The following is a 25,630-nucleotide window of genomic DNA, read 5'->3' on the forward strand; positions in this document are numbered from 1 at the left end:
GGGCGTGGCACGGCACTACGATGGTGCCGACACGCGCGAATGGAAGCAGGAGGGGCGTGGGCGGATCTACTCGACATAACGGGCCTACGTGGGTTCCCTCCACGCAGGTGTGTCGAGGCACGGGAACGCCCGATCGGCGGAGCGGAGAAGGTCAGTGAGCACGTCGGCGGTCGAACCAGGCACTCGCCTCGCCGAGCGCTTCCGCCTGGAAGACCGCGTGAGCGAATCCGACGGCGCCACCCTGTGGAAGGCCATCGACGAGATCCTCGCCCGCCCGGTCGCCGTCCTCACCTTCGCCCCCGACTTCCCGCGGGTGCAGGAGGTCGTCACCGCCGCCCGGGCCGCCAGCCGCCTCACCGACCCGCGCCTGACCCAGGTCTTCGACGCCGCCCAGGACGAGGATCACGCCTACGTCGTGAGCGAGTGGGTGACCGGCGAGTCGCTGTCGGACCTGCTGGCCGCCGGGCCGCTGGATCCCGAGCGGGCCGCCGGTCTGGTGGCCGAGGCGGCCGAGGCGATCGCGCACGCGCACGAGGCCAGCCTCTACCACCTGTGCCTGCGCCCGGCCCACCTGGTGTGGACGACCGGCAACACGGTCAAGGTCCTGGGCGTGGCGGTCGACGCCGCGCTGGCCGGGCTCACCACCGACCACCCCGGGCACGAGGACGCCGAAGGGCTCGGCCGGCTGCTGTACGCCGGGCTGACCGGCCACTGGCCCGGCGACGAGGACGAGGGCGGGCTGCCCGCCGCGCCGATGATCGACGGCCACTTCGCCACGCCCCGGCAGGTGACCGCGGGCGTGCCCGGGTTCCTGGACACCGTGACCGTGCGCGCCACGCTGCCCGAGTCCCGCAGGGGACAGCCCGCGCTGGCCAGCCCGGCGGAGGTGGCCGAGGCGCTGGCCGACGTGCCACGGCCGATGCCGGTCTCCCTGCCCTACGCGGCGGCGCCGTCGGTGACCATCACGAGCTCCCCTTCCGAGGGCCTCGACACGCGGCGCGACACCCCGCCGCCCACGATGATGCCGATGCGGCCGCCGCCCCGGCAGCGTGGCAGCCTGCTCAACCGGCTGCTCATGACCGTGGTGGTGCTCCTGGTCATCGCGGCGGTGGGCGTCGGCGCCTGGACGATCGGGCGCAGCCTCGGCAGCCCGTCGGAGCTCGACGTGGGCGGCGGCGAGCAGCCCAGCACGTCGAAGCCGGCTCCGGCCGAGGTCCAGGTGGTCAAGCCGGCCAAGGCCGACGGCTTCGACCCGCTGGGCGACGGCGCGGAGAAGCCCGAGCGCGCCTCGGCGGCCATCGACGGCAAGCCCAGCACGTTCTGGAAGACCGAGAACTACAACGACGCCGACCTCGGCGGGCTCAAGGACGGCGTCGGCCTTCTGCTCGACATGGGCAAGCCGGTCCAGGTGAGCGACGTGGTGGCGACGCTCTCCCAGGCGGGGGGCGCCGACGTCGAGCTCAAGGTGGGCGACTCACGCGACCTGGGCGCGCTCAAGACGGTGGCCAAGCAGAAGGAGGGATCGGGAAAGATCACTCTGACGCCCGATCAGCCCGCAAGCGGTCAGTACGTTTTGATCTGGTTTACCCGTGTTCCTGCGGACGAGGGCGGGTTTCATGGCACCATCTATGACGTAGTAGTGCATTCTCCAGGATCAGCGTAATCAGGAACCCCCTTGTGAATTCCCCACCCGAGACACCTTCAAGCGCCGGGCGCTCCGATGCGGAGCTGCTGACCGCGCACATCAACGGGGATCCACATGCGTTCAGCGAGATAGTCAAGAGGCACCGGGACCGCATGTGGGCGGTCGCCCTGCGCACCCTGGGCGATCCCGACGAGGCGGCCGACGCCGTACAAGATGCCTTTGTCTCTGCCTATCGCAAGGCCGCCACGTTCCGTGGCGAAGCGGCCGTCACCACCTGGCTGCACCGAATCGTGGTCAACGCCTGCCTCGACCGGATGCGCCGCAAGTCGGTCCGCCCGGTGGCTGACGACGAGCTCATCGAGGCCGCCGAACGCGACACCCCGATGCCCGACCAGACCCTCGAACGTGAAGTCTCCATGGAGGTTTCGGCTGCCCTGAAGCTGCTGCCGGCCGACCAGCGCGCCGCGCTCGTCCTGGTCGACATGATGGGCTATTCCGTCGAAGACGCAGCTCAGGTGCTCGAAGTGCCCAGCGGCACGGTGAAAAGCCGGTGTGCGCGGGGCCGCGCGAAACTTGCCCCAATTCTTTCGCATCTGCGGAACCGATCGGACCTCACTCGCGTCTCATCCGCGAAGGGAGCAGAACTTCGTGACGGGTGATACGCACTACGACCTAGAGATCCTCGCGGAACTCGCCGAGGGTCTCCTAGACGTCGGCACGGCGCGCCAAGTACGCGAACACCTCGCGGTGTGCACCCCCTGTGGGGCGCTGCTGGCAGACCTGGCGGCGGTTCGCGAGGTACTCGCGGCGACTCCCACCCCGGCCATGCCGATGGGTGTCGCGCTACGCATCGACAAGGCGCTGGCCGCCGAAGCCGAGCGTTCCGGCGGCAGAGTCGGACTCGCCGAAGCGCCCGACTGGAACGAGCTCATGCGGGACGCCCCATGGGAAACGGCCGCCGAGGCGCCGGAGCCCGTGCGCCTCGGGGTGGTCTCCGATGACGGCACCATCGTGCCCGCGGCTCCGTCCAGGAGGTCGGCTGCACGACGGCGCCGGTGGGCCCTGCCCGCTGCCGCGTCCGCCGCCGCCGCGGCCGTCGTGGTCGGCACCGCCGTACTGTCGAGCGGGATGTTGTCGGCGGGCGGGGGGAGCAACAGCAGCGGCGGGCCGTCCGTCGTCGCCCAGCCGTCCACGCCCTCGCGGCCCCCGCTGAAGAGCCTCGGGTACGCGCTGACCGACAGCGACCACAACTACAGCGACACCGACCTCAAGCAGCCGCTGAAGGACTTCTTCGGCCCGGCGCCGATCCTCCAGGGCGACGCCGGCACCCGTGACAACGTCACCAAGTGCGTGAGCAGGGTGGCGGCGCGCACGAAGCTGAAGACGTTCGCCGTCGACACGGGCCAGTACAACGGCTCGGAGGCGCTCATCGTCGCATCCTGGAAGGACCGGGCCAGGAACAAGCTCCGCCTCGACGTCGTCGACCCCTTCAACTGCGATGGCCTTCGCAAGGCGAGCATCGGCCGCTGGTAAGCGAAACCCCGCGTCAGAGCCCACTTCGGTGGGCTCTTTCGTTTTGTGGGCAGGGTCGGGAATCACGGCGGCCTAGGATCTGTTGACGCACAGGCAGCAGCACACGAGGAGGCGCGAGAGCGTTGAGCGACGTTCGTAACGTGATCATCATCGGGTCCGGTCCCGCTGGGTACACCGCGGCCGTCTACTCCGCGCGCGCCGAACTCAAGCCGCTGGTCTTCGAGGGTTCCGTGACCGCGGGCGGCGCGCTCATGAACACCACCGACGTGGAAAACTTCCCCGGTTTCCCCGACGGCATCATGGGTCCCGACCTCATGGACAACCTGCGCAAGCAGGCGGAGCGGTTCGGCGCCGAGCTGGTGGCCGACGACGTGATCGAGGTGGACCTCGAGGCCAACCCCAAGGTGGTCAAGACCTACACCGATACGTACTACGCGACGTCGGTCATCCTCGCGATGGGCTCCGGCTACCGCGAGCTCGGGCTGGAGAACGAGAAGCGGCTGTCCGGCCGCGGCGTGTCCTGGTGCGCCACCTGCGACGGGTTCTTCTTCCGGCAGAAGGACATCGTGGTCGTGGGCGGCGGCGACACCGCCATGGAGGAGGCCACGTTCCTGACCCGGTTCGGGCGGATGGTCACCGTGGTGCACCGCCGTGACGAGCTGCGCGCCAGCAAGATCATGCAGGAGCGCGCGTTCGCCAACGACAAGATCCGCTTCGTCTGGGACACCGAGGTCGTGGACGTCCTCGGCGCCGACAAGGTCGAGGCGGTCAAGCTGCGCAACGTCAAGACCGGCGAGGAGAGCGAGCTGGCCACCGACGCGCTGTTCCTCGCGATCGGCCACGACCCGCGTACCGACCTGGTCAAGGGCCAGATCGACCTGGACGAGGACGGCTACATCAAGGTCGCCGCGCCCACCACCGCCACCAACATCGAGGGCGTCTTCGCCGCGGGCGACGTCGTCGACCACATCTACCGGCAGGCCATCACCGCGGCCGGGACCGGCTGCTCGGCCTCGCTCGACTCCGAGCGCTGGCTCGCCACCCACGAGAACTAAGGAGCGCAACCGTGAAGGCAGTAACCGACGCCACCTTCGAGGCAGAGGTCCTCAAGAGCGACAAGCCGGTGCTGGTCGACTTCTGGGCCGAGTGGTGCGGGCCGTGCCGTCAGGTCGCGCCCATCCTCGAGGAGATCTACAAGGAGTACGGCGACAAGCTCGAGATCGTCAAGCTGAACATCGACGAGAATCCGAACGTGCCGCGTGACTACGGCGTTCTGCAGATCCCCACGATGAACGTCTTCAAGGACGGCGAGGTGGTCAAGCAGATCATCGGCGCCAAGCCGAAGAGGCTGCTGCTGGCCGAGCTCGACGGCATCATCTAGGCCGGTTCGCAGAGGGCGCCCGTTTCCCGGGCGCCCTTTTTGCTGGATACGTAGCTGATACACGCCTGAGATAGCCTCACCAGCATGCCTGCTTTGAGAACCGATGTCTGATTCCGCCGCCTCGCTCCTCCTCGTAGAGGACGACGAAGTGATCCGCAAGACGGTCGTGATGACCCTCGAGCGGTACGGCTACGCCGTCTCGGCGGCCGGTGACGGGCTGACCGGACTCGAGCTCTTCCGGGCGGGCGGGCACGACCTGCTCCTGCTGGACGTCATGCTGCCCGGCCTGGACGGCATCGGCCTGTGCCGCAAGGTCAGGGAGACCAGCGTGGTGCCGATCCTGATGATGTCGGCCAGAGGCGACGCGCTGGACGTCGTCTCCGGGCTGGAGGCGGGCGCGGACGACTACGTGGTCAAGCCCTTCGACACGGTCGTGCTGGTGGCCCGGATCCGCTCGCTGCTGCGCCGCTCCGCCATCGCCGCGCCGCCCGCGGAGTCCATGGTGGTCTTCGGCGACCTGCGCATCGACCTGGCCGGGCTGGAGGTCACGCTGGCCGGCCGGCCCGTCGCGCTCGCGCCCACCGAGCTGCGGCTGCTGCTGGAGTTCGCCGCCAGCCCCGGGATCGTGCTCGACCGGCACCACCTGCTGCGCGAGGTCTGGGACTACGGCTGGGACGGCGACAGCCGCGTCGTCGACCTGTGCGTGCAGCGGCTGCGCAAGAAGATCGGGGCCGACCGCATCGAGACCGTGCGCGGCTTCGGCTACAAGTTGCGCCGATGATGAACTGGCGCTCGCTGCGGTGGAAGATCGCCCTGCTCACCGCAGCCGCGAGCTGCGCGGTCACGGTCGTGGTCGGGGTGCTGGTCCACCAGTCGACCTTCCGCTGGCTGGTCACGGCCGGCGAGCAGGACGCCTACCGGGCCCTCGACGAGGCCGTCGCCGAGCACGACGTCACGCTGACGGAGGAGATCCCCGAGCCGCTGCGCGCGATGCTGCCCCTCGGCGGCACCCACTACTGGTACGACGACCGCAAGCCCGACCAGCCCTGGATGTGGGCAGGGCGGCTCACGCCCAACGGTGACATGATCGCCGTGAAGATGGACATGGGGGCGCGCGAGCTCAGCCTCAAGGCGCTGGACCGGCACATCGTCATGGTCGCGCTGGCCACCCTGGCCGTCATCGTCCCCGTCTCCGCCCTGGCCGCCGAACTGCCCACGCGGCGCCTGCGCAGGGTCGCCCAGACCGCCCGCCGTATCGCGGACGGAGACCTGGACGCCCGGATCGGCGGCTCCACCCGGTCCGGTGACGAGATCGCGGAGATCTCCGCCGCGGTCGACTCCATGGCCGGGTCACTGCAGCACATGCTGCTCAGCGAGCAGCGCTTCACCGCCGACGTCGCGCACGAGCTGCGCACCCCCGTCATGGGGCTGATGACCTCGGCCGAGCTGCTGCCGGAGGGCGAGAGCACCGACCTGGTCCGCGACCGGGTACGCGTGCTGCGGACCCTCGTGGAGCACCTGCTGGAGATCTCCCGCCTGGACGCGGGGGCCGAACGGGCCGACCTGCTCCTCGTGCCCGTCGGCGAAGTGGTCACCGAGTCGGTCCGGCGCACCGGGCTTCAGGCGTCCGTCACCGTCACCGGCACGCCGATGGTGCGGACCGACCCCCGGCGGCTGGACCGGATCATCGCCAACCTCGTCATCAACGCCCATCGGCACGGGCGGGCGCCGGTGGAGGTCACCGTGGACCAGGACCGCGTGATCGTGCGCGACCACGGGAGCGGCTTTCCCGCGTCCCTGCTGGAGCACGGGCCGCAGCGCTTCCGCACCGGGGACGCCGCACGCGGCCGGGGGCACGGGCTCGGGCTGGCCATCGCGGCCGGGCAGGCCCAGGTGATCGGAGCCTCGCTCGAGCTGGTCAACTCGGGCGGGGCGGTGGCTGTCGTCCGGTTTGGTACGGCCGGCCGTACGTGAGGCTGCTCTTGGGGCTGTAGGGGTCTCAGACGGGACGCAGGGCCCTTTCCGGACTCATGGAGCCCAGGAGGCGCTCCAAGGCCACCTCGACGTCCTCACGCCACGAGACGGCGGTCTTGAGCTCCAGCCGGAGCCTTGGGAAACGGAGATGTGGCCGCACCGTTTTGAACCCGACCGAAAGCAGGTAGTCGGCGGGCACCACGCAGCTCGGTTTCTCCCACTTCAGGTCCCCGAACGCCTCGATGGCCTTCACGCCCCGGCGGGTGAGGTCCTTGGCCACTCCCTGGATCAGCATGCGGCCCAGGCCGCCGCCGGAGAACTCCGGGATGATGTGGGCCGTCATCAGCAACACCGCGTCCGCGCTCACCGGCGAGGTCGGGAAGGCCACCGAGCGCGGGCTGTAGAGCGGCGGGCTGTAGAGCACGAACCCCGCCGGAACCCCGTCAACATAGACGATCTTCCCGCAGCTGCCCCACTCCAGGAGCGTGCCGGAGATCCACGCCTCTTTCTCCAGCCCCGGGTCGCCTGAGTCCACCGCCCGCTCCCCGCTGACCGGGTCGAGCTCCCAGTGCACACAGCGCCGGCAGCGCCGCGGCAGATCATCAAGATTGTCCAGGGTGATGTTGACCAGCCGACGTGACAACTAGGCCCCAATCGTTGACCCGGAAAAGCGCGCGAAAACCGCGCCTCCAGCTGGCATCGTAGCCCAGTGACGAAGCTGGGAGCGGGTGCACGGCGATCGTGCCCCGTCACGTACTCTGGTCTCTCGGCTCAATTAACACCTAGGAGGTGGACCGTGACAGAAGAGCAGGATCACGGTCAGACGCCCGCGACCCAAGGGTCGCGCATCGACGCCTACGTCGATCGGTACGCCGCGCGAGCTACCGGGATGGTCGCCTCCGAGATCCGAGCTCTTTTCGCCGTCGCGTCGAGGCCCGAGGTGGTCTCGCTCGCCGGCGGCATGCCGTACGTCACGGCCCTTCCCCTCGACATGGTCGGCGAGCTCGTCTCCGACCTGGTCACCCGGCGCGGCCCCGTCGCCCTGCAGTACGGCTCGGGCCAGGGCGACCCGCATCTGCGCGAGCAGATCTGCGAGGTCATGCGCCTGGAGGGAATCGAGGCCGGGGCGGACGACGTCGTCGTGACCGTCGGCTCCCAGCAGGCCCTCGACCTGATCACCCGCATCTTCATCGATCCGGGCGACGTGGTCCTGGCCGAAGGCCCTTCCTACGTGGGTGCCCTGGGCACTTTCAGTGCATACCAGGCCAAAGTGGTGCATATCAGCATGGATGACCAGGGGCTTGTCCCCGAGTCGCTGGCCCAGACCATCTACGCCCTTCAGGCCGCCGGGAACACCATCAAGTTCCTCTACACGATCCCCACCTTCCACAACCCCGGGGGCGTCACCCTCAACGCCGCCCGCCGCCAGCAGGTGCTCGACATCTGCCAGCGCGCCGGCATCCTCATCGTCGAGGACAACCCCTACGGGCTGCTCGGCTTCGACGGCGACCCCATGCGGGCGCTCCGGGCCGACAATCCCGACGGAGTCGTGTATCTCGGGTCGTTCTCCAAGACGCTGGCTCCCGGCTTCCGCGTGGGGTGGGCGCTGGCGCCGCACGCCATCCGGGACAAGCTCGTGCTCGCGATGGAGTCCGCGGTCCTGTCCCACTCGTCGTTCACCCAGCTCGCCGTGGGGCAGTACCTGGCCACGCAGCCCTGGCGCGAGCAGATCAAGACGTTCCGCGAGCTCTACCGGGAACGCCGCGACGCCCTGCTCGACGCCCTCGACGACCTGATGCCCACCGGCGTCACATGGACCCGCCCCGGCGGCGGCTTCTTCGTCTGGGCCACCCTGCCGGAGGGCCTGGACTCCAAGGCCATCCTTCCCCGGGCCGTGGCCGAGCGGGTCGCCTTCGTCCCCGGGACCGGGTTCTTCAGCGACGGCAGCGGCAGCCGGCAGATGCGCCTGTCGTACTGCTACCCGCAGCCGGACCGGATCCGGGAGGGCGTCCGACGCCTGGCGGGGGTCATCGAAGGCGAACTCCAACTCCGCGACACCTTCGGCACCGCCACGCCACCGGGGCATCCGGGCGTGGACACGCCTGGGCCGGATCTGGCCTAGGCGGGTCTCGGGGGCTCCGTCCCCTGCGGAGGTCTCGTCCCTGCGGAGGTCTTGTCCTCTGCGGAGGTCGCTGTCCCCCTGCTGGGGTCGTGGGCCCCCGTGGGACTCCATCCTCTTCAGGGGTTCGCCTCTTCAAGGGTTCGCCTCTTCAGGGGCCGGCTCGAGTTCTGCGGCGTGGTGAGGACTCGGGTCGGGCCCCTCAGGCTTGAGCGCTTCCTGGACCGCCCTGTTCATCCCGCTCGTGCCACCCCGGCTCACCCGGGAATGCGCCCGCCCGGCCGTGTACGGGCGGGCGGTGTGCGCCTGTACGGTTGGACAGCGCGCACGCGGCGGGCAGGCGGCGTACAGATGGGCGTTCAAGTGGGCGTTCAAGTGGGCGTTCAAGTGGGCGTTCAGGCGGCGGGATCTGCGGAGGGGAAGAGATGGGCGATCTGGGTCACGTGCTCGTGCTGGCCGGCGGGCTCTCCTACGAGCGGGAGGTGTCCCTGCGCTCCGGCCGGCGGGTGAGCGAGGTGTTGCGGGCGGCCGGGGTCGACGTCGAGACCCGGGACACCGACGCCTCCCTCGTGCCGGCGGTGCTGGCCGATCGGCCTGACGCGGTGTTCGTCACCCTGCACGGCGGCGCCGGGGAGGACGGCGCGATCCGCTCGGTGCTGGAGCTGCTGAACATCCCCTACGTGGGCGCCGACCCCGACGCCTGCCGCGTGGCCTTCGACAAGCCCACCGCCAAGGCCGTCGTCCGCTCGGTCGGCCTCAGCACGCCCGAATCCGTGACCCTGCCGAAGGAGACCTTCCACGACCTGGGCGCCGCGGTCGTCCTCGGCCGGATCGTGGAGCGCCTCGGCCTTCCGCTGTTCGTGAAGCCGGCCAGGGGCGGCTCCGCGCTGGGCGCCTCCATCGTCCGCACCGCCGAAGAGTTGCCCGCCGCCATGGTCGGCTGTTTCGCGTACGGTGATACCGCCCTGATCGAGCGCTGCATCGAAGGCGTGGAGGTAGCCGTCTCCGTCGTGGACCTGGGCGACGGCCCCGTGGCGCTCCCGGCCGTGGAGATCGTCCCCGACGAGGGCGTCTACGACTACGCCGCCCGCTATACCGCCGGCCACACCGAGTTCTTCGCCCCCGCCCGCCTGCCGGAAGCCGTCGCCGCGGCGTGCGCCAAGACGGCCGTCACCGCCCACACCGCGCTGGGCCTGCGCGACATCTCCCGCACCGACCTCATCGTCGACGCCGACGGCACGCCCTACTTCCTCGAGGTCAACGTCGCCCCCGGCATGACCGAGACCTCCCTGCTCCCCATGGCCGTGGAAGCGGCCGGCCGAGACCTGGGCACCCTCTGCAGCCGGCTCCTCGAAGTCGCCGCCACCCGCTGACCCGCCCCCTGTTTCTCGCAGGACGGCTCAGTAGCCTTGCCGTGTGCTGATCGAACCGAGCTATCCCAAGAGCTTCGCCAGCGACAACCACGCGGGCATCCACCCCGCCGTCCTCCAGGCGATCACGGCCGCCAACTCCGGCGACGCACCGGCCTACGGCGGCGACGCCTGGACGACCGCCTTCGAGCGCCAGGTCAGACTCGTCTTCGGCGAGCAGGCGATGGGCTTCCCTGTGTTCAACGGCGCAGGCGCCAATCTCCTCAGCCTGGCACTCCCCCTCGGACGCTACGACAGCATCATCTGCCCCGAGACCGCGCACGTCGCCTGCCACGAGACCGGCGCCGCCGAACGCCTTCTGGGCGTCAAGCTGACCACGATCGCCACGAAGGACGGCAAGCTGCGCCCGGCGGACATCACCGAGCGCCTCCACGTTCTCGGCGTCCACCACGAGGTTCAGCCCAAGGTCATCTCCATCTCCCAGGTGACCGAACTGGGGACCTGCTACACGCCCGACGAGATCGCCGCCCTGGCCGACGTGGCGCACGGCGCGGGCCTCAAGCTTCACGTGGACGGCGCCCGCCTCGCCAACGCCGCCGCCTACCTCGGCTGCGACTTCCGCGCCATCACCACGGACGCCGGCGTGGACGTCTTCAGCTTCGGCGGCACCAAGAACGGCGCCATGGCCGCCGAGGCGGTCATCCTGCTCGATCCGGGATTGAGTACGGCGGTGCCGTACCTGCGCAGGCAGTCGCTTCAACTGGCTTCCAAGATGCGCTTCATCTCCGCTCAGCTGACCGCGCTCCTGACGGACGACCTCTGGCTCGCCAATGCCACACACGCCAACGCGATGGCCCAGCGGCTCGTGTCTGGAGTGGCCGACCTTGCGGAGGTGGAGATCGTCTACCCGGTCGAGTCGAATGCCGTCTTCGCCGCTCTCCCTCGCGATGCCGTACAGACGCTCAAGGCGCGTTATCGCTTTGAGTACTGGGATGAGCGGGCGGGGCTGGTCCGCTGGATGACTGCCTTCGACACGACGCCCGAGCATGTGGATGACTTCGTGGCCGACGTCCGGAAGGCCGTCTCCGGCTGAGCACCTTGTTGGTTTCACGTGAAACCCAGCGCGTGCGAGGGTCGGCTGGTTTCACGTGAAACACACGCGTGGGGGTCCAGGAGGGCGCGCTCTCACGGAACGGTTTCACGTGAAACAGGCGCGGGGCCGAGAGGGTGTCACGGGAGAGTTTCACGTGAAACACGCGTGCGGGGCCCGGAAGGGCATGTACTCGCAGGACGGTTTCACGTGAAACACCAGCGGCCACTGTTTAGGCGTCGTGATCGCGCATGGCGCGGGCGGCTTCAGGGGCCATGGTGCCGATGATGCGCTCAAGGTCGTCGATCGTGGCGAACTCCACCACGATGCGCCCCTTCCGCCGGCCGAGGTCCACCTTCACCTTGGTTTCGAAGTGGTCGGAGAGGCGGTCGGCCAGGTGGGTGAGGCCGGGGGCGGTGGGCTTGTTCTGCTGGCGTTCGCGTGGCGCCTTGGCCGCCGCCTGGGCGCTGCCCATCGCGACGATCTCCTCCACCGCACGGACGGACAGGAGTTCGGCCACGATCCGCTTCGCGAGCTGGATCTGGTCTTCGGCGCTGTCCAGGCGGAGAAGGGCACGGGCGTGGCCGGCACTGATCAGGCCCGCCGCCACGCGGCGCTGGACCTCGGGCGGGAGGTTCAGGAGGCGCAGGGTGTTGGTGATGTGTGAGCGGGACCGGCCGACCTTCTGGGCGAGCTGCTCGTGGGTCGCCTGGAAGTCGTCCAGGAGCTGCTGGTAGGCGGCGGCTTCCTCCAGCGCGTTCAACTGTTCGCGCTGGAGGTTCTCGATGAGGGCGTCACGGAGGAGTTCGTCGTCCTGCGTGTTGCGGACGATCGCGGGAATCAGGTCCAGTCCGGCCAGCTTCGAGGCCCGGCAGCGGCGCTCCCCCATGATCAGCTCGTATCGGCCGCCTCCTATCGAGCGAACCACGACGGGCTGAAGGAGTCCGACCTCCTTGATGGAGGCGGCAAGCTCGACAAGCCGGTCCTGGTCGAACACATCACGCGGCTGACGGGGGTTCGCGTCGATCGCGGTGAGCGCGATCTCCTTGAAATACGCCCCGGTGATCGGTACGGGTCCGGAGTCGGCGGGCGCCCTTCCGTGGTCGGTAGCCAGCGCTCCCGTGCCGTCAACGATGGGACCGGTCGGGATGAGCGCCCCGAGCCCCTTGCCCAATCCCCGCCGCTGCTGACTCACTGCGTCTCCTCACCGTCCCGGGCCGATTCCGGTCACACCAGGAGAGGTTACCGTTGCGAACGCCGGACGGTGTCCGGTCGCCACACGCGGTTCGCGGTATTTGCGGCAAGCTCCCCAGATTTCCCCTCCCCCACCATCCTCCCCTTCTGGCCACACCTTCCCTCCCTCACGCCCAACCGGCTCAGGAGCGGGCACCAGGCGGCTCGTGATGGGTGGGCAGGGGCCGGGGTGCCGATGCGACCTCGGGCGTGGTGACGGCGCTCGGTCCGTGGGGTGCTGTGGGCGCGGGCGTGGGGTGGTGTGGGCGCGGTCCGGCGAGCGTTGTGCATGGGGGTGCTACTACCGAGGCGGCGCGGGGCCCTGGTTGGACGGCGGGCTAGGGGCGGACACCCGGGTGCAGGGTGGGCGACTGGGAGCAGGGCGGAGGCCAGAGGGCCGGGGGCGGAGGCGGGGGGGTGAAGGCGGGGGGGTGAAGGCGAGCTACCGGGGTGGGGGCGGATGGAGGGATGCGATTGGACGGCGGAGACAGAGGTTAGACGGGGTTAGACGGTGGAGGCGCGGTAGGCGATTTCGCGGCTGGCGTCCATGTAGGCCATGGCGCCGCTCGAGCCCGGGTCGTACGTCATCACGGACTGACCGTAGCTGGGCGCCTCCGACAGCCGGACGCTGCGCGGGATGACCGTGTTGAGGACCGTCTCCCCGAAGTGGGAGCGCACCTCTTCCGCCACCTGGGAGGCCAGCCGGGTACGGCCGTCGTACATCGTGAGCACGATCGTGGACAGGCGCAGAGTCGGGTTGAGGTGGGCCTTGATGAGGTCCACGTTGCGCAGAAGCTGCCCGAGGCCCTCCAGGGCGTAGTACTCGCACTGGATGGGGATCATCACCTCGTCGGCCGCCACCAGAGCGTTCACCGTCAGCAGGCCGAGCGACGGCGGGCAGTCAATGATGATGTAGTCGAACTCGATCGCGTCATAGGCGGCCAACGCCCGGCGCAGGCGGGCTTCACGGGCTACCAAGGAGACGAGCTCGATCTCGGCGCCGGCCAGGTCGATGGTGGCCGGGGCGCAGTACAGGCCGGGCATCTCCGGGACCTCTTTGACGATCTCGGCCATCGGGAGGTCGTCCACCAGTACCTGGTACACGTCGGGGATGTCACCGCGGTGCTCGGTGGCCAGGGCGGTGGAGGCATTGCCCTGCGGGTCCAGGTCGACGACGAGCACGCGCTGGCCGTTCATGGAGAGCGCGGCGGCGATGTTGACCGAGGTGGTCGTTTTGCCGACTCCGCCCTTCTGGTTGGCCACCGCGATCACCCGGGTTTTGGGTGGTCTGGGCCAGGCGCCCTGGGCCTCGCCGGCGGACTCCCCCGCGGCGGGAACCGTTTGAACAGCTGATGTTTCACGTGAAACCACTGAGCTGAGCGCCTCTCGTACCAACGGCGAATCACCGGGGTTAAGGGGGGTCTGGGTCACGATGGCCATCCTTTCAACCAGAGGCACGGTCGTGTCGGGAATTCGCTGTCGCGACACGCCCATTTCGGGCCAACCAACCCCCGTTGGGCTGTCCGAAGAGGGGACGGCGGGCCAGCCGAGGCCGCTCGGGGCCACTGGCACAACGGTCACCTCCTTCGTCGACGCCTACCACGTTCCGGCGCGCGACCTGCTACCACCCGAACCAATGTTGCAGGCGGCTCGACCTTACCGTGCCCAACGGTCACAAGCTCAGCCGTTCGAGCCCCGCTGGCCTTCAACTGGGCCTCGGCCTCGGCAAGCTCCTCCGCGGCGCGCTCCCCCTTCATGGCAATGAGCTCGCCGTCTTCGCGAAGAAGCGGCATCGCCCACGTCAAAAGCCGATCAAGCGGCGCCACCGCCCGCGCGCTCGCCACGTCGAACTCCCGCTTGCCCGCGAGCTCCTCCGCCCGGCCGCGCAACACCTCGACGTTGTCCAGCTTGAGCGCCTCGACGCTCTCCTCCAGAAACACGGTCCGGCGCAGCAACGGCTCCAGCAGCGTCACCCGGATGTCCGGCCGCACGATCGCCAGCACGAGCCCGGGCAGCCCGGCCCCCGAGCCGATGTCCACCAGCCGCACGTCCTCAGGTACGGCTTCCGCCACCACGGCGCAGTTGAGCAGGTGCCGGTCCCAGATCCGCGGCACCTCCCTCGGGCCGAGCAGCCCACGCACCACACCGGGACCGGCGAGGATCTCGGCAAAGGCGTTCGCTTGATCCCACGCCTCGCCGGTGAAGACTTCCCTGGCGATGTCGGGCGGAGCCGGTAGCTCTTCACTCACTGGTTGGTGGCCCTTCCAATATCACCGATGTCGATGGATACAAGGCTAGAGGTGATGGAGGGGTGCAACGTCTCGGAAGGCCGTCCACCGCGCGCCCATGAGAAAGGCCGCCAGTCCGAACACCGGACAGACGGCCTTAAAAGCCAGCAAACCACTCAAACAGGAAGAACCACGACAAATCGCAGCGGCTCTTCACCCTCCGACTCACTGCGGAGCCCGGCGGCCGCCACGGCATCGTGCACGATCTTCCGCTCGAACGGCGTCATCGGCTGCAGCGACTTCGGCTCGCCGTTCCTTTTGACCTGAGCCGCGATCTCACTGCCGAGCTTGCTGAGCTCCGCCCGGCGCCTCTCGCGGTACCCGGCGACGTCGAGCATCAGCCGGGATCGCTCGCCGGTCTGGCGATGGACGGCCAAGCGGGTCAGCTCCTGAAGCGCCTCGAGCACCTCTCCCCCGGGGCCGACGAGCTCGGTGCCCTTGACGCCGACGACGGAGACCAGGGCGCGGTCGCCCTCGACGTCCATGTCGATGTCACCGTCGATGTCGGCGATGTCCAGCAGCCCCTCGACGTAGTCGGCGGCGATCTCGCCCTCCTGCTCCAGGGCGTTGATGTCGGGTGCCGCCTTCTCCTGCTCAGCCTCGGTCATGGCCAGCGTCTCCTTAGTGATCAAGACTTCTTGCTCCCGGTGCGCTTGCTGCGAGACTGCCGGCTGGGCTGGTTCCGCACGATCTTGGGCTGCGGAGGCTCAGGGGCGGCGGGCGTCTCCTCCTCCGGGGTGCTCTTCTTGAAGCGGGCGAGCATGCCGGGCTTGGGCTTCACCGGAATGGGGTTTCCCTTGGCGTCGAACTCCGGCATCGGGTGCCGGCTGTAGAACCAGTGCTGCTGGCCGAGCGTCCACAGGTTGGTGGTGACCCAGTAGAGGATGAGGCCGAGCGGGAAGTTCAGGCTGAAGAAGGCGAACAGCGGCGAGATGTACATCAGGATCTTCTGCTGCTGCGCCATGGGGTTGTCCGGCATCTGCTGCATGGAGCGGGTCACGCTCTGCCGGACGGTGAGGAACGTGGTCAGGGAGCTGACCGCGACGAAGACGCCGATGATGACCTTGCTGGTGATCGCCGTGGCGGAGAAGAAGGTCTCGGAGATGCCGGCGCTGAAGATGTGCGCCTGCTTGGCGCTGTTGACGACCTCGGCCGTCATGCCGTACTTGGTCGCCGTGCCGTTGGAGATCGCCTGGAGCACGGTGAACATCGAGATGAAGATCGGGAACTGCGCCACGATCGGGAGGCAGCCGCCGAGGGGGTTGGCGCCGGCGCCCTGGTAGAGCGCCATGACCTCCTGGTTCATGCGCTGCTTGTCGTTCTTGTAGCGCTTGCGCAGCTCCTGCACCTTCGGCGCGAGCTCCTGCATCTTCTTCGACGAGCGCATCTGCTTGAGGAAGAGCGGGAAGATGAGGATCCGCATGATGACGGTGAGCGTGATGATGGTCAACGCCCAGTTCAACCCGCTGGCGGGGTTGATGAAGGTGCTGTAAGCCTGGTGAATCCAGGTGATGACTTGCGCGATGGCTGTGTACAGCCAATTCAGCCAGGCGAAATCCACCGAGCTAGCTCCCTTGCGTTTCGTGTGACCGGACCGGGCGCGGAGGGACCGGGTCAAGTCCTCCGGGGTTGAACGGATGACAACGCCCGATGCGCCGGACGGTCAGCCAAGTGCCACGAAGAGCACCGTGTACGGCTATCGCCTCGAGTCCATAGGCACTGCATGAGGGGTAGAAACGGCAGCGCGGACCCAGCATCGGGCTGATGAAGGCCCGATAGAACCGGATCGGGACGAGTAGGACCCGGGCCGGGAGGCTCGGCTCGCCCTGCGGCTGCTCCGTCATCTGTGTCCATCCGTCGCGGACTCGCGCCGCCTTAGCAAACGATTCAGCGCGCCGTCGAGTTCTCCGGCGAGAACCTCGTTTCGCGCTGACGCGGCCGGTGGGTTGGCGCGTATCACCAGCAGGCTACCTCGCGGGAGCCGGTCGAGACGGTCCCGCATCAGGTGTCGGAGGCGGCGTTTGACCTTGTTGCGCACCACCGCCCCGCCCACCGCACGACTGACTACGAAACCCACCAAAGGTTCCTCGTCACCAGAAACCCTCAAATGGGCCACCACAGTGGGACGGCCGGCTCGCTGGCCACGCTTGACGGCTGCGGCGAAGTCCTCGCTCCGCCGCATGCGGGAGCTTGGGGATAGCACTGAAGACGCCTATCGCCCGCCGGCGAAGGTCACCGGCGGGCGTGACAGTCGGGCGCGGCGAGCCGTCAGGCCGACAGCTTCTCGCGGCCCTTGCGGCGGCGGGCGGCCAGAATGGCGCGGCCGGCCCGCGTGCGCATGCGAAGCCGGAAGCCGTGGGTCTTCGCGCGGCGACGGTTGTTCGGCTGGAAAGTACGCTTGCTCACGGGTGGGCTCCAGGCTTGATGATGCGCCCACTGCCGGGCGCTTAACACACATGGATGGCCTGCCACGGGCATGCTGAATAGCCGTCGAGTGACAAGCCGACCGTCGTACGTTACGGGGCATGTATGCCCCAGGTCAAACCAGGATCGGTTATCCACGTATCCACATGTGGGTTTTCCACCGCCGTGGTCACGTCCACAGTATGTGCACCGAGCACCCACTACGCTGTGGACAACGTCTTGAACACAGTTGTGCACATCGCTACTGTCGGCCCTTCCAGACCCGCCATGAGGCTGTGCACAACTTGTGGATCACTTGTGGAGACTGTGCGGGTAACACACTGCCGTCGGGTTGTGGACGGCGGGGGCTGGGCACCGGGAGTGCGGCCGCTGGGTGTGGATAACGCCGTGCGTGGGTGAACACGTTCGCGGGGGGCCGCGAGAGGAAGGAGCAGCCGGACTATGGACCTCGGCGACGTGTGGACGAGGGCATTGGGCAACTCCCTCAACGAGAGCGTGCAGATCCAGCAGCGCACCTGGCTCTCCATGGTCCGCCCGATCGCCTTGGCCGACGACACGATCGTGCTCGGCGTGCCCAATGACTTCATCAAGGACCTGATCGAGGGCGACAAGCTGCGGCCGCTGGTGGCCCACGCGCTCTCGCAGGAGCTCGGCCGGTCGATGCGCGTCGCCGTGATGATCGACACGACCGCGCCGCCGGCCCCCACGCCGCCGCCCGCGCCACCGGCGCTCGAGGGTCATCCCCAGCCTGTGACTCCGAGTTATCCCCAGAGTGTGGATCACTATCCACAACCTGTGCTTCCCCCGAATTACCAGGCCACGGAGCCGCCTCAGTTCTATTCTCCACAGCCGGAGGCGCAGCCGGTATCCACCGACTATCCACAGTCCGCCTTCGGTTATGAACAGAAGAAGGCACCGGAGCCCGCCCAGCCCCGGTGGGAGGCAAAGAGCACCAAACCCAGCCAACCGGCCAGGCTCAATCAGAAGTACACGTTCGAGACATTCGTCATCGGCGCCAGCAACCGCTTCGCGCACGCGGCGGCGGTCGCGGTCGCCGAGTCGCCGGCCAAGGCGTACAACCCGCTGTTCATCTACGGCGACTCGGGGCTGGGCAAGACGCACCTGCTCCACGCCATCGGCCACTACGCGCAGTCTCTCTACGACGGCGCCCGGGTGCGGTACGTGAGCTCGGAGGAGTTCACCAACGACTTCATCAACAGCATCCGCGACCACAAGGCCGACGGCTTCCGCAGCCGCTATCGCGCGATCGACATCCTGCTTGTGGACGACATCCAGTTCCTGGAGGGCAAGGAGCAGACGCAGGAGGAGTTCTTCCACACCTTCAACACGCTCCACAACGCCAACAAGCAGATCGTCATCTCCTCCGACCGCGCGCCCAAGCAGCTCATCACGCTGGAGGACCGGCTGCGCAACCGGTTCGAGTGGGGCCTGATCACCGACGTCCAGCCGCCGGAGCTGGAGACCCGCATCGCCATCCTGAGGAAGAAGGCCATTCAGGAGGGCCTGGCCGCGCCGCCCGAGGTGCTGGAGTACATCGCCAGCCGGATCTCCACCAACATCCGCGAGCTGGAGGGGGCGCTGATCCGGGTCACGGCCTTCGCCAGCCTCAACCGCCAGGGCGTGGATCTGCAACTGGCCGAGGTCGTCCTCAAGGACCTCATCACCTCGGAGTCCGGCCCGGAGATCACGATCGCCAACATCATGGCCAAGACGGCGGAGTACTTCGGCATCAGCATCGACGACCTCTGTGGAAGCTCGCGCAGCCGCGCGCTCGTCAACGCCCGGCAGATCGCGATGTACCTCGCCCGCGAGCTGACGGACCTGAGCCTGCCGAAGATCGGCCAGCAGTTCGGCGGCCGCGACCACACCACCGTGATGCACGCCGAGCGCAAGATTCGCTCGCTAATCGCCGAGCGCCGGTCGATGTACAACCAGGTCAACGAGCTGACAATGCGTATAAAGCAGACGTCGCACGGCTCTTAGTCGTCATGCACACCCTGTGGATAACACTGTGGATCAGCGAAAACACCCGCGGGGGCGGGGTTCACCGCCCCAATGTGCCGGAAAAGTCCCCCACAATGCCTGGGGATAAATCTGGGGACATCCTGCGGACAACTTGGGGACGACCGGTGGACAGCTTGGGGACAGCCTGTGCACAGTGGTCCCAGGGGTCACCTGGAGCTCCGTTTACCCCGTGGATAACCGGTGGAAACCCAGTGGATAACCCGTGGATGAACACCCTGTGATCTGGGGACGGCCTGTGTGCAACGAGCGTTCATCCCCAGCCGCGGAAGTTACCCCCAGGCTTCACCCACACGGGCAGTGGATGAAGAACGCGGTGCTGACCTGCGAGAACGCGAGTTGTCCACCATATCCACAGCCCCTAGTGTGATGACCTCTTATCTCTCTTACAAAGAAACTCAAGACCCATAGAGGGGTTCCGCCCGTCCAGAGGTGCGGGAGAGTGAACACTTGAATCAGCGACGAACCCAGGAGGTTGATCACCGTGATGTTCCGAATCGAGCGAGACGTCCTCGCTGAGGCGGTGGCATGGACGGCACGCAGCCTCCCGGCGCGTCCGTCGGTGCCCGTCCTGGCCGGCATGCGCCTGGAGGTCACCGGAGAGCAGAAGCTGAAGCTGTCCGGCTTCGACTACGAGGTCTCGGCCGAGGTGACGCTTGAGACGCAGACCGGTGAGGCCGGCGTGGTGCTCGTCTCCGGCAAGCTGCTGGCCGAGATCACCCGCGCGCTTCCCGCACAGCCTGTGGACTTCGTGGTGGAGGGCCCGAAGGCCGTGGTCACCTGTGGCAGTGCGCGCTTCACCCTGCTGACCATGCCGGTGGAGGACTACCCGTCCCTGCCCGCGATGCCCCCGGCCGCCGGCCGGGTGGGCAGCGACGTGTTCGCCTCGGCCGTCGGCCAGGTCGCCGTCGCCGCCGGGCGTGACGACACCCTGCCCATGCTCACCGGCGTGCGCATGGAGATCGAGGGTGACACCGTGACCCTCGCGGCCACCGACCGCTACCGCCTCGCCGTACGCGAACTGAAGTGGCAGCCGGGGCAGCCGGACTTCGCGGCGATCGCGATGATCCCGGGCAAGACGCTCGCCGACACCGCCAAGGCGCTGGGTTCCACGGGCGCCGAGGTGGAGATCGCGCTCAGCTCGTCCGGCGGCACCGGCGAGGGCATGATCGGGTTCTCCAGTGCCGGGCGCCGGACCACCACGCGCCTGCTCGACCCCGAGTTCCCCAAGTACCGCTCGCTGCTGCCGACGGAGTTCGCGGCCAAGGCGGAGTTGTCCACAGGCCCGTTCGTCGAGGCGGTCAAGCGCGTGGCCCTGGTGGCCGAGCGGAACACGCCGGTGCGCATGGCGTTCCGCGGCGGCGAGGTCGTGCTGGAGGCCGGCAGCGGCGACGAGGCCCAGGCCGTCGAGGTGCTGCCTGTGGACTACGACGGCGAGGAGATGAACATCGCCTTCAACCACCAGTTCCTTCTCGAGGGACTCGGCGCCATCGACTCCGATGTGGCCAGGCTGCAGATGACCACCTCGACCAAGCCCGCTATCCTCACCGGCGGAAAGCCTGTGGATGGTGACGCGGCGCCCGACTACCGCTACCTGATCATGCCCATCCGCTTGTCCAGCTGACTTCTAGGGGGATGTACACATGCAGATCGGCATGGTCGGACTCGGCAAGATGGGCGGGAACATGGCCGAGCGGCTGCGCCGCGGCGGTCACGACGTGGTCGGCTACGACCGCGACCCGGCCGTCAGTGACGTCGCCGGTCTGAAGGAGCTGGTCCAGCGGCTGCAGGCGCCGCGGGTGGTCTGGGTCATGGTGCCCGCGGGCGCGCCCACCCAGCAGACCGTCGACGAGCTCGGCGACCTGCTGGCCGAGGGCGACGTCATCGTCGACGGCGGCAATTCACACTATGTGGACGACCAGAAGCACGCCGCCGAGCTGGGCGAGAAGGGCATCGGCTTCGTCGACTGCGGGGTGAGCGGCGGCGTCTGGGGTCTCCAGAACGGCTACGCCCTCATGTGCGGCGGCGAGAAGGCGCATGTGGACAAGGTCATGCCGATCTTCGAGACGCTCAAGCCGGAGGGCGAGGACGGCTTCGTGCACGCCGGCGACGTCGGCGCCGGGCATTTCGCCAAGATGGTCCACAACGGCATCGAGTACGGCATGATGCAGGCATTCGCCGAGGGCTGGGAGCTGCTGGAGGCATCCGACGTCGTCAAGGACGTGCGCGGCAGCTTCAGCAGCTGGCGCACCGGCACTGTGATCCGCTCGTGGCTGCTGGACCTGATGGTGCGCGCGCTCGACGACGACGAGCACCTGGAGGAGCTCAAGGGTTATGCACAGGACTCCGGCGAGGGCCGGTGGACGGTGCAGGCGGCTGTGGATCACGCGGTCCCGCTGCCGGTCATCACGGCCGCGCTCTACGCCCGCTTCGCCTCGCGCCAGGACGACTCGCCGGCGATGAAGGTCGTCGCCGCGCTGCGCAACCAGTTCGGCGGGCACGCGGTCGAGTCGAAGTGACCACCTGAGCCGTGGGGTCGCTACCCTTCCTTGGGTGCACGTCGCCCATCTCTCGCTGACCGACTTCCGGTCCTACGCGTCGGTGGAGCTCGGCCTGGAGCCGGGCATCACCGCGCTCGTGGGGCCGAACGGCCAGGGCAAGACCAACCTGGTCGAGGCCCTGGGCTATGTGGCGGCGCACTCCAGTCACCGCGTCGCCAACGACGCTCCGCTGGTACGGCAGGGCGCGGCGCGGGCCATCGTCCGCTGCGCCGTACACAGGGATGAGCGGCGGGCGCTGGTCGAGCTGGAGATCAACCCGGGCAAGGCCAACCGCGCCCGGCTCAACCGCTCCCCCGTCTCGCGGCCCAGAGACGTGATCGGGCTGCTGCGCACGGTGCTGTTCGCGCCCGAGGACCTGGCGCTGGTGAAGGGCGATCCGTCGGAGCGGCGGCGCTTCCTCGACGACCTGCTGGTGGCCAGGGCGCCGCGGTTCGCGGGGGTGCGGGCGGACTACGACCGCGTGCTGAAGCAGCGCGGGGCGTTGCTGCGCATGGCCGCGCAGGCCCGCAGAGGCTCCAGGAGCGCCCGGCGGGCGGAGAGCGACTCCGGATTCGCGGCCGCGGGCGCCGGGGACGTCCTGAGCACTCTGGAGGTCTGGGACGCCCATCTCGCGCGGGCCGGTGCGGAGTTGCTGCGGGCCCGGCTCGAACTCGTCGAGGCGTTGCGCCCACTGGTCTCCGGCGCCTACGCGGCGCTGGCCCCGGGCGGCGGCGCGGCGACGCTCGACTACCGCAGCACGTTGTCCACAGGTGGGGACGCCGAGGTGGACGAAGAGCCCGCCGGACGTGGATCTTCTGATACACAGACGTTATCCACAGACTTGGGGAAAACCCTTGAGGAAAGACTGCGCGAGCGGCTACAGGAGGTACGGCAGGCGGAGCTGGAACGCGGCGTGACCCTCGTCGGGCCGCACCGCGACGACCTCCTGCTCGGCCTGGGCGAGCTGCCCGCCCGGGGCTACGCCAGCCACGGCGAGTCCTGGTCGTTCGCGCTGGCGCTGCGCCTGGCCGCCTACGACCTGCTGCGGGCCGACGGCGGGGATCCGGTGCTGATCCTGGACGACGTCTTCGCCGAGCTCGACACCCAGCGCAGGCGCAGGCTCGCCGAGATCGTGGCGCCGGCCGAGCAGGTGCTGATCACGGCGGCTGTGGACGACGACGTGCCCGGCGAGCTGGTCGGCGCCCGATACGACGTGGCCGAAGGGAGTGTGGCCCGTGTCCGATGAGGAGAACCCGGCGGCCCGCGGCGCCGCGATGGCCAGGGAGAAGCTGGCCCAGGCCAAGGCGGACGCCGCCAAACGGGGTCAGCTCCCCCGCCGCGAGCCCCGGCGCAGGCGGGCCGGGCCGGCGCGCGCGGCCGGCGATCCCCAGCTGTTCGGCCGGGCCATCATGGACCTGCTGGCGGATCGCGGATGGGAGCGTTCCGCCGCGGTCGGCGGGGTTTTCGGTCGCTGGGCGGACATCGTCGGGGCCGACCTCGCCGCGCACACCAAACCGGAGTCCTTCGAGGACGGTGAGGTGCTCGTCACAGCCGACTCGACCGCGTGGGCGACGCAGGTCAGGCTGCTTGCGCGCACCCTCGTACGCAGGCTCAACGAGGAGCTCGGCGCCAACACGGTGACAAAAGTGAAGGTCAGGGGCCCGCAGAACGCGCCACGCCCGAGCGGGGGCCTGCGGGTGACCGGCAGCCGGGGCCCCGGAGACACCTATGGCTAGGCCGTACCAGGCGATCAGAGAGCCACAGACGCGATGAGGCCCCCATCCAAAGGGGGGATGCTTAAGCGGGGGGAAAACGAGCTACAGAGCATCACAGGCGCGTTCAATGCCACCTTCTGCGCTCCGAGCCGGTAGAATGAAAGCGGATTCCGGACACGTCCGCTTGCGTGTCACCCCGGCAGCAAGCCGACTCCCCCGGGTGACCGCGCATCGGGGCACTCACGACGGTGACGGGCACGGCAGGGGCAGCTGCACTTTTGGTCGCCTCCCCCGCCGCGTGTCCGCGGCAGGAGGATTTCGCACTTGTCCTACGACGCTAGCTCAATCACCGTACTCGAAGGGCTCGAGGCGGTCCGCAAGCGCCCGGGTATGTATATCGGTTCCACGGGCGAGCGCGGCCTGCACCACCTGGTCTACGAGATTGTGGACAACGCGGTGGACGAGGCCCTCGCGGGTTACGCCGACACCATCGACGTCACGCTTCTCGCCGACAACGGCGTCCGCGTCGTGGACAACGGCCGCGGCATCCCGACGGGCATCCACCCGGTCGAGAAGCGCTCCGCGGTCGAGGTGGTGCTCACCACCCTCCACGCCGGCGGCAAGTTCGACGGCCAGTCCTACGCGGTCTCCGGCGGTCTGCACGGCGTCGGCTCGGCCGTCGTCAACGCGTTGTCCACAGGCATGGACGTCGAGGTCAAGCAGAACGGCCACATCCACAAGCTGAAGCTGGTCAACGCCAAGCCGGTGGCGCCGCTGGAGATCGTCGGCGACACCGACGAGAGCGGCACGACCATCATCTTCTGGCCCGACCCGGAGATCTTCGAGACCACGACGTGGAACTTCGAGACGCTCTCGCGCCGCTTCCAGGAGATGGCCTTCCTCAACAAGGGCCTGAAGATCACGCTCGCCGACGAGCGGCCCGACCACATCAACGGCGAGCCGCACCGGGTGGAGTACCACTACGAGGGCGGCCTGTCCGACTTCGTCAAGCACCTCAACGGCAAGAAGGAGCCGGCGCACGCGTCGATCATCTCCTTCGAGGAGGAGGGCGACGGCATCTCCGTCGAGATCGCCATGCAGTGGAACAACTCCTACTCGGAGTCGGTCTACTCCTTCGCCAACGTCATCAACACCGCCGAGGGCGGCACCCACGAGGAGGGCTTCCGCGCGGCGCTGACGTCGATCGTCAACCGCTACGCGCGCGAGCAGAAGTTCCTCAAGGAGGGCAAGGACGACAACCTCTCCGGCGAGGACGTCCGCGAGGGCCTGACCGCGATCATCTCGGTGAAGCTGGCCGACCCGCAGTTCGAGGGCCAGACCAAGACCAAGCTGGGCAACACCGAGGCCAAGTCGTTCGTGCAGAAGGCGTGCAACGACCACCTGCGCGACTGGTTCGAGCGCAACCCGGGCGAGGCCAAGGACGTCATCAACAAGTCGCTGCAGGCCGCCCGCGCCCGCATCGCCGCCCGCCAGGCCCGCGACCTGACCCGGCGCAAGTCGCTGCTGGAGTCCGGCAGCGGCCTGCCCGGCAAGCTGGCCGACTGCCAGTGGAACGACCCGGAGAAGTGCGAGCTGTTCATCGTCGAGGGCGACTCGGCCGGCGGCTCGGCCAAGGGCGGCCGCGACTCGCGCTACCAGGCGATCCTGCCCATCCGCGGCAAGATCCTCAACGTGGAGAAGGCGCGGATCGACAAGGTCCTCAAGAACAACGAGGTCCAGGCGCTCATCACCGCGCTCGGCACCGGCGTGCACGACGAGTTCGACATCGCCAAGCTGCGCTACCACAAGGTGATCCTGATGGCCGACGCCGACGTCGACGGCCAGCACATCAACACGCTGCTGCTGACGCTGCTGTTCCGCTTCATGCGGCCGCTGATCGAGGCCGGGCACGTGTACCTGTCCTGCCCGCCGCTGTACAAGATCAAATGGGACCGCAAGGGCGAGGACGCGTCGTACGCCTACTCCGACTCCGAGCGGGACGCGGTCATCCAGGCCGGCATCGAGTCGGGCAAGCCCGACCCCCGGCCGCGTGACAACGTGCAGCGGTTCAAGGGCCTGGGCGAGATGAACGCCGGCCAGCTCTGGGAGACCACGATGAACCCGGAGACCCGGCTGCTGCGCCTGGTCACGCTCGACGACGCGGCGCAGGCGGACGACCTGTTCAGCGTGCTCATGGGCGAGGATGTCGAGGCCCGGCGCGACTTCATCATCCGCAACGCACGCGACGTCCGCTTCCTCGACGTTTAGCCAGACA

Annotated in this window: 25 protein-coding genes; 16 read left to right on the forward strand and 9 right to left on the reverse strand. The window is 68.5% G+C overall.

From position 1 onward, the window contains the following. Positions 1–154: 154 nt before the first annotated feature. The 7 genes from FVE25_RS46665 to FVE25_RS46695 all read left to right on the forward strand — a co-directional run bounded on the left by FVE25_RS46665 (position 155) and on the right by FVE25_RS46695 (position 6,533). Positions 155–1,663, forward strand: coding sequence for a protein kinase family protein (locus FVE25_RS46665; protein WP_157253964.1), 1,509 nt, complete (start codon positions 155–157; stop codon positions 1,661–1,663). A 14-nt stretch (positions 1,664–1,677) separates the two neighbouring features. Then, complete coding sequence (sigM, locus tag FVE25_RS46670; protein WP_157253965.1) at positions 1,678–2,304, forward strand: RNA polymerase sigma factor SigM; 627 nt, start codon at positions 1,678–1,680, stop codon at positions 2,302–2,304. Further along, positions 2,294–3,178, forward strand: coding sequence for an anti-sigma factor family protein (locus tag FVE25_RS46675; protein WP_157253966.1), 885 nt, complete (start codon positions 2,294–2,296; stop codon positions 3,176–3,178). The genes sigM and FVE25_RS46675 overlap by 11 nt, the downstream gene beginning before the upstream one ends. 122 nt (positions 3,179–3,300) lie before the next feature. Then, complete coding sequence (gene trxB, locus FVE25_RS46680) at positions 3,301–4,233, forward strand: thioredoxin-disulfide reductase (RefSeq protein ID WP_157253967.1); 933 nt, start codon at positions 3,301–3,303, stop codon at positions 4,231–4,233. A gap of 11 nt (positions 4,234–4,244) precedes the next feature. Continuing rightward, positions 4,245–4,559: a thioredoxin gene (gene trxA / locus FVE25_RS46685; protein ID WP_157253968.1), complete on the forward strand. Its 315-nt coding sequence runs from the start codon at positions 4,245–4,247 to the stop codon at positions 4,557–4,559. Between the two features lie 103 nt (positions 4,560–4,662). Next, entirely contained in the window at positions 4,663–5,340 is a 678-nt protein-coding gene (cseB, locus tag FVE25_RS46690; protein ID WP_157253969.1) for a two-component system response regulator CseB, read from the forward strand. Further along, positions 5,337–6,533: a sensor histidine kinase gene (locus tag FVE25_RS46695; protein WP_157253970.1), complete on the forward strand. Its 1,197-nt coding sequence runs from the start codon at positions 5,337–5,339 to the stop codon at positions 6,531–6,533. Before cseB ends, FVE25_RS46695 begins: the two co-directional genes overlap by 4 nt. A gap of 25 nt (positions 6,534–6,558) precedes the next feature. On the opposite strand, the gene FVE25_RS46700 is transcribed toward FVE25_RS46695, so the two are convergent. Beyond that, on the reverse strand, positions 6,559–7,176 hold the full coding sequence (locus tag FVE25_RS46700) for a GNAT family N-acetyltransferase (protein WP_157253971.1): 618 nt from the start codon (positions 7,174–7,176) through the stop codon (positions 6,559–6,561). Positions 7,177–7,422: 246 nt separating this feature from the next. Here FVE25_RS46700 and FVE25_RS46705 point away from each other — a divergent pair, with 246 nt between their 5' ends. From FVE25_RS46705 to FVE25_RS46715, 3 genes are all read left to right on the forward strand, one after another. Further along, positions 7,423–8,655 (forward strand): aminotransferase-like domain-containing protein, encoded by a 1,233-nt coding sequence (locus FVE25_RS46705; protein ID WP_246268600.1) that lies wholly within the window; start codon positions 7,423–7,425, stop codon positions 8,653–8,655. A gap of 422 nt (positions 8,656–9,077) precedes the next feature. Further along, positions 9,078–10,025 carry a D-alanine--D-alanine ligase family protein gene (locus FVE25_RS46710; protein WP_157253973.1) on the forward strand — a complete coding sequence of 316 codons (948 nt, stop codon included), beginning with the start codon at positions 9,078–9,080 and terminating at the stop codon, positions 10,023–10,025. 43 nt (positions 10,026–10,068) lie between these two features. Then, positions 10,069–11,115 (forward strand): threonine aldolase family protein, encoded by a 1,047-nt coding sequence (locus FVE25_RS46715; protein ID WP_157253974.1) that lies wholly within the window; start codon positions 10,069–10,071, stop codon positions 11,113–11,115. Between the two features lie 229 nt (positions 11,116–11,344). Here the strand turns inward: FVE25_RS46715 and FVE25_RS46720 are convergent, their stop codons facing one another. The 8 genes from FVE25_RS46720 to rpmH all read right to left on the reverse strand — a co-directional run bounded on the left by FVE25_RS46720 (position 11,345) and on the right by rpmH (position 17,039). After that, complete coding sequence (locus FVE25_RS46720; protein WP_157253975.1) at positions 11,345–12,307, reverse strand: ParB/RepB/Spo0J family partition protein; 963 nt, start codon at positions 12,305–12,307, stop codon at positions 11,345–11,347. A 542-nt stretch (positions 12,308–12,849) separates the two neighbouring features. Further along, complete coding sequence (locus FVE25_RS46725) at positions 12,850–13,785, reverse strand: ParA family protein (RefSeq protein WP_219825962.1); 936 nt, start codon at positions 13,783–13,785, stop codon at positions 12,850–12,852. 137 nt (positions 13,786–13,922) lie between these two features. Continuing rightward, positions 13,923–14,594, reverse strand: coding sequence for a 16S rRNA (guanine(527)-N(7))-methyltransferase RsmG (gene rsmG / locus FVE25_RS46730; protein WP_157253977.1), 672 nt, complete (start codon positions 14,592–14,594; stop codon positions 13,923–13,925). A 155-nt stretch (positions 14,595–14,749) separates the two neighbouring features. Then, a complete protein-coding gene (locus tag FVE25_RS46735; RefSeq protein ID WP_157253978.1) occupies positions 14,750–15,241 on the reverse strand; it encodes a Jag family protein in 492 nt (163 codons plus the stop codon). 20 nt (positions 15,242–15,261) lie between these two features. Next, positions 15,262–16,194 carry a membrane protein insertase YidC gene (yidC, locus tag FVE25_RS46740; RefSeq protein WP_157253979.1) on the reverse strand — a complete coding sequence of 311 codons (933 nt, stop codon included), beginning with the start codon at positions 16,192–16,194 and terminating at the stop codon, positions 15,262–15,264. Between the two features lie 4 nt (positions 16,195–16,198). After that, a complete protein-coding gene (gene yidD, locus FVE25_RS46745; protein WP_157253980.1) occupies positions 16,199–16,477 on the reverse strand; it encodes a membrane protein insertion efficiency factor YidD in 279 nt (92 codons plus the stop codon). After that, positions 16,474–16,836 carry a ribonuclease P protein component gene (gene rnpA / locus FVE25_RS46750; RefSeq protein ID WP_157253981.1) on the reverse strand — a complete coding sequence of 121 codons (363 nt, stop codon included), beginning with the start codon at positions 16,834–16,836 and terminating at the stop codon, positions 16,474–16,476. The genes yidD and rnpA overlap by 4 nt, the downstream gene beginning before the upstream one ends. Before the next feature lie 65 nt (positions 16,837–16,901). After that, positions 16,902–17,039 carry a 50S ribosomal protein L34 gene (rpmH, locus tag FVE25_RS46755; protein ID WP_043614899.1) on the reverse strand — a complete coding sequence of 46 codons (138 nt, stop codon included), beginning with the start codon at positions 17,037–17,039 and terminating at the stop codon, positions 16,902–16,904. Positions 17,040–17,498: 459 nt separating this feature from the next. On the opposite strand from rpmH, the gene dnaA reads away from it, so the two are divergent. The 6 genes from dnaA to gyrB all read left to right on the forward strand — a co-directional run bounded on the left by dnaA (position 17,499) and on the right by gyrB (position 25,623). Next, positions 17,499–19,061 (forward strand): chromosomal replication initiator protein DnaA, encoded by a 1,563-nt coding sequence (gene dnaA, locus FVE25_RS46760; RefSeq protein WP_157253982.1) that lies wholly within the window; start codon positions 17,499–17,501, stop codon positions 19,059–19,061. 523 nt (positions 19,062–19,584) lie between these two features. Next, entirely contained in the window at positions 19,585–20,724 is a 1,140-nt protein-coding gene (gene dnaN, locus FVE25_RS46765; RefSeq protein ID WP_157253983.1) for a DNA polymerase III subunit beta, read from the forward strand. A 19-nt stretch (positions 20,725–20,743) separates the two neighbouring features. Beyond that, a complete protein-coding gene (gnd, locus tag FVE25_RS46770; RefSeq protein WP_157253984.1) occupies positions 20,744–21,619 on the forward strand; it encodes a phosphogluconate dehydrogenase (NAD(+)-dependent, decarboxylating) in 876 nt (291 codons plus the stop codon). A gap of 34 nt (positions 21,620–21,653) precedes the next feature. After that, the gene (gene recF / locus FVE25_RS46775; protein WP_157253985.1) at positions 21,654–22,886 is read left to right on the forward strand and encodes a DNA replication/repair protein RecF; all 1,233 of its coding nucleotides are present in this window, start codon (positions 21,654–21,656) and stop codon (positions 22,884–22,886) included. After that, positions 22,876–23,376 carry a DciA family protein gene (locus tag FVE25_RS46780; protein WP_343046187.1) on the forward strand — a complete coding sequence of 167 codons (501 nt, stop codon included), beginning with the start codon at positions 22,876–22,878 and terminating at the stop codon, positions 23,374–23,376. The genes recF and FVE25_RS46780 overlap by 11 nt, the downstream gene beginning before the upstream one ends. 303 nt (positions 23,377–23,679) lie before the next feature. Next, positions 23,680–25,623 (forward strand): DNA topoisomerase (ATP-hydrolyzing) subunit B, encoded by a 1,944-nt coding sequence (gene gyrB, locus FVE25_RS46785; protein ID WP_157253986.1) that lies wholly within the window; start codon positions 23,680–23,682, stop codon positions 25,621–25,623. The last annotated feature ends 7 nt before the right edge of the window (positions 25,624–25,630 follow it).

It is taken from the genome of Nonomuraea typhae (assembly GCF_009760925.1).
GTDB lineage: Bacteria > Actinomycetota > Actinomycetes > Streptosporangiales > Streptosporangiaceae > Nonomuraea > Nonomuraea typhae.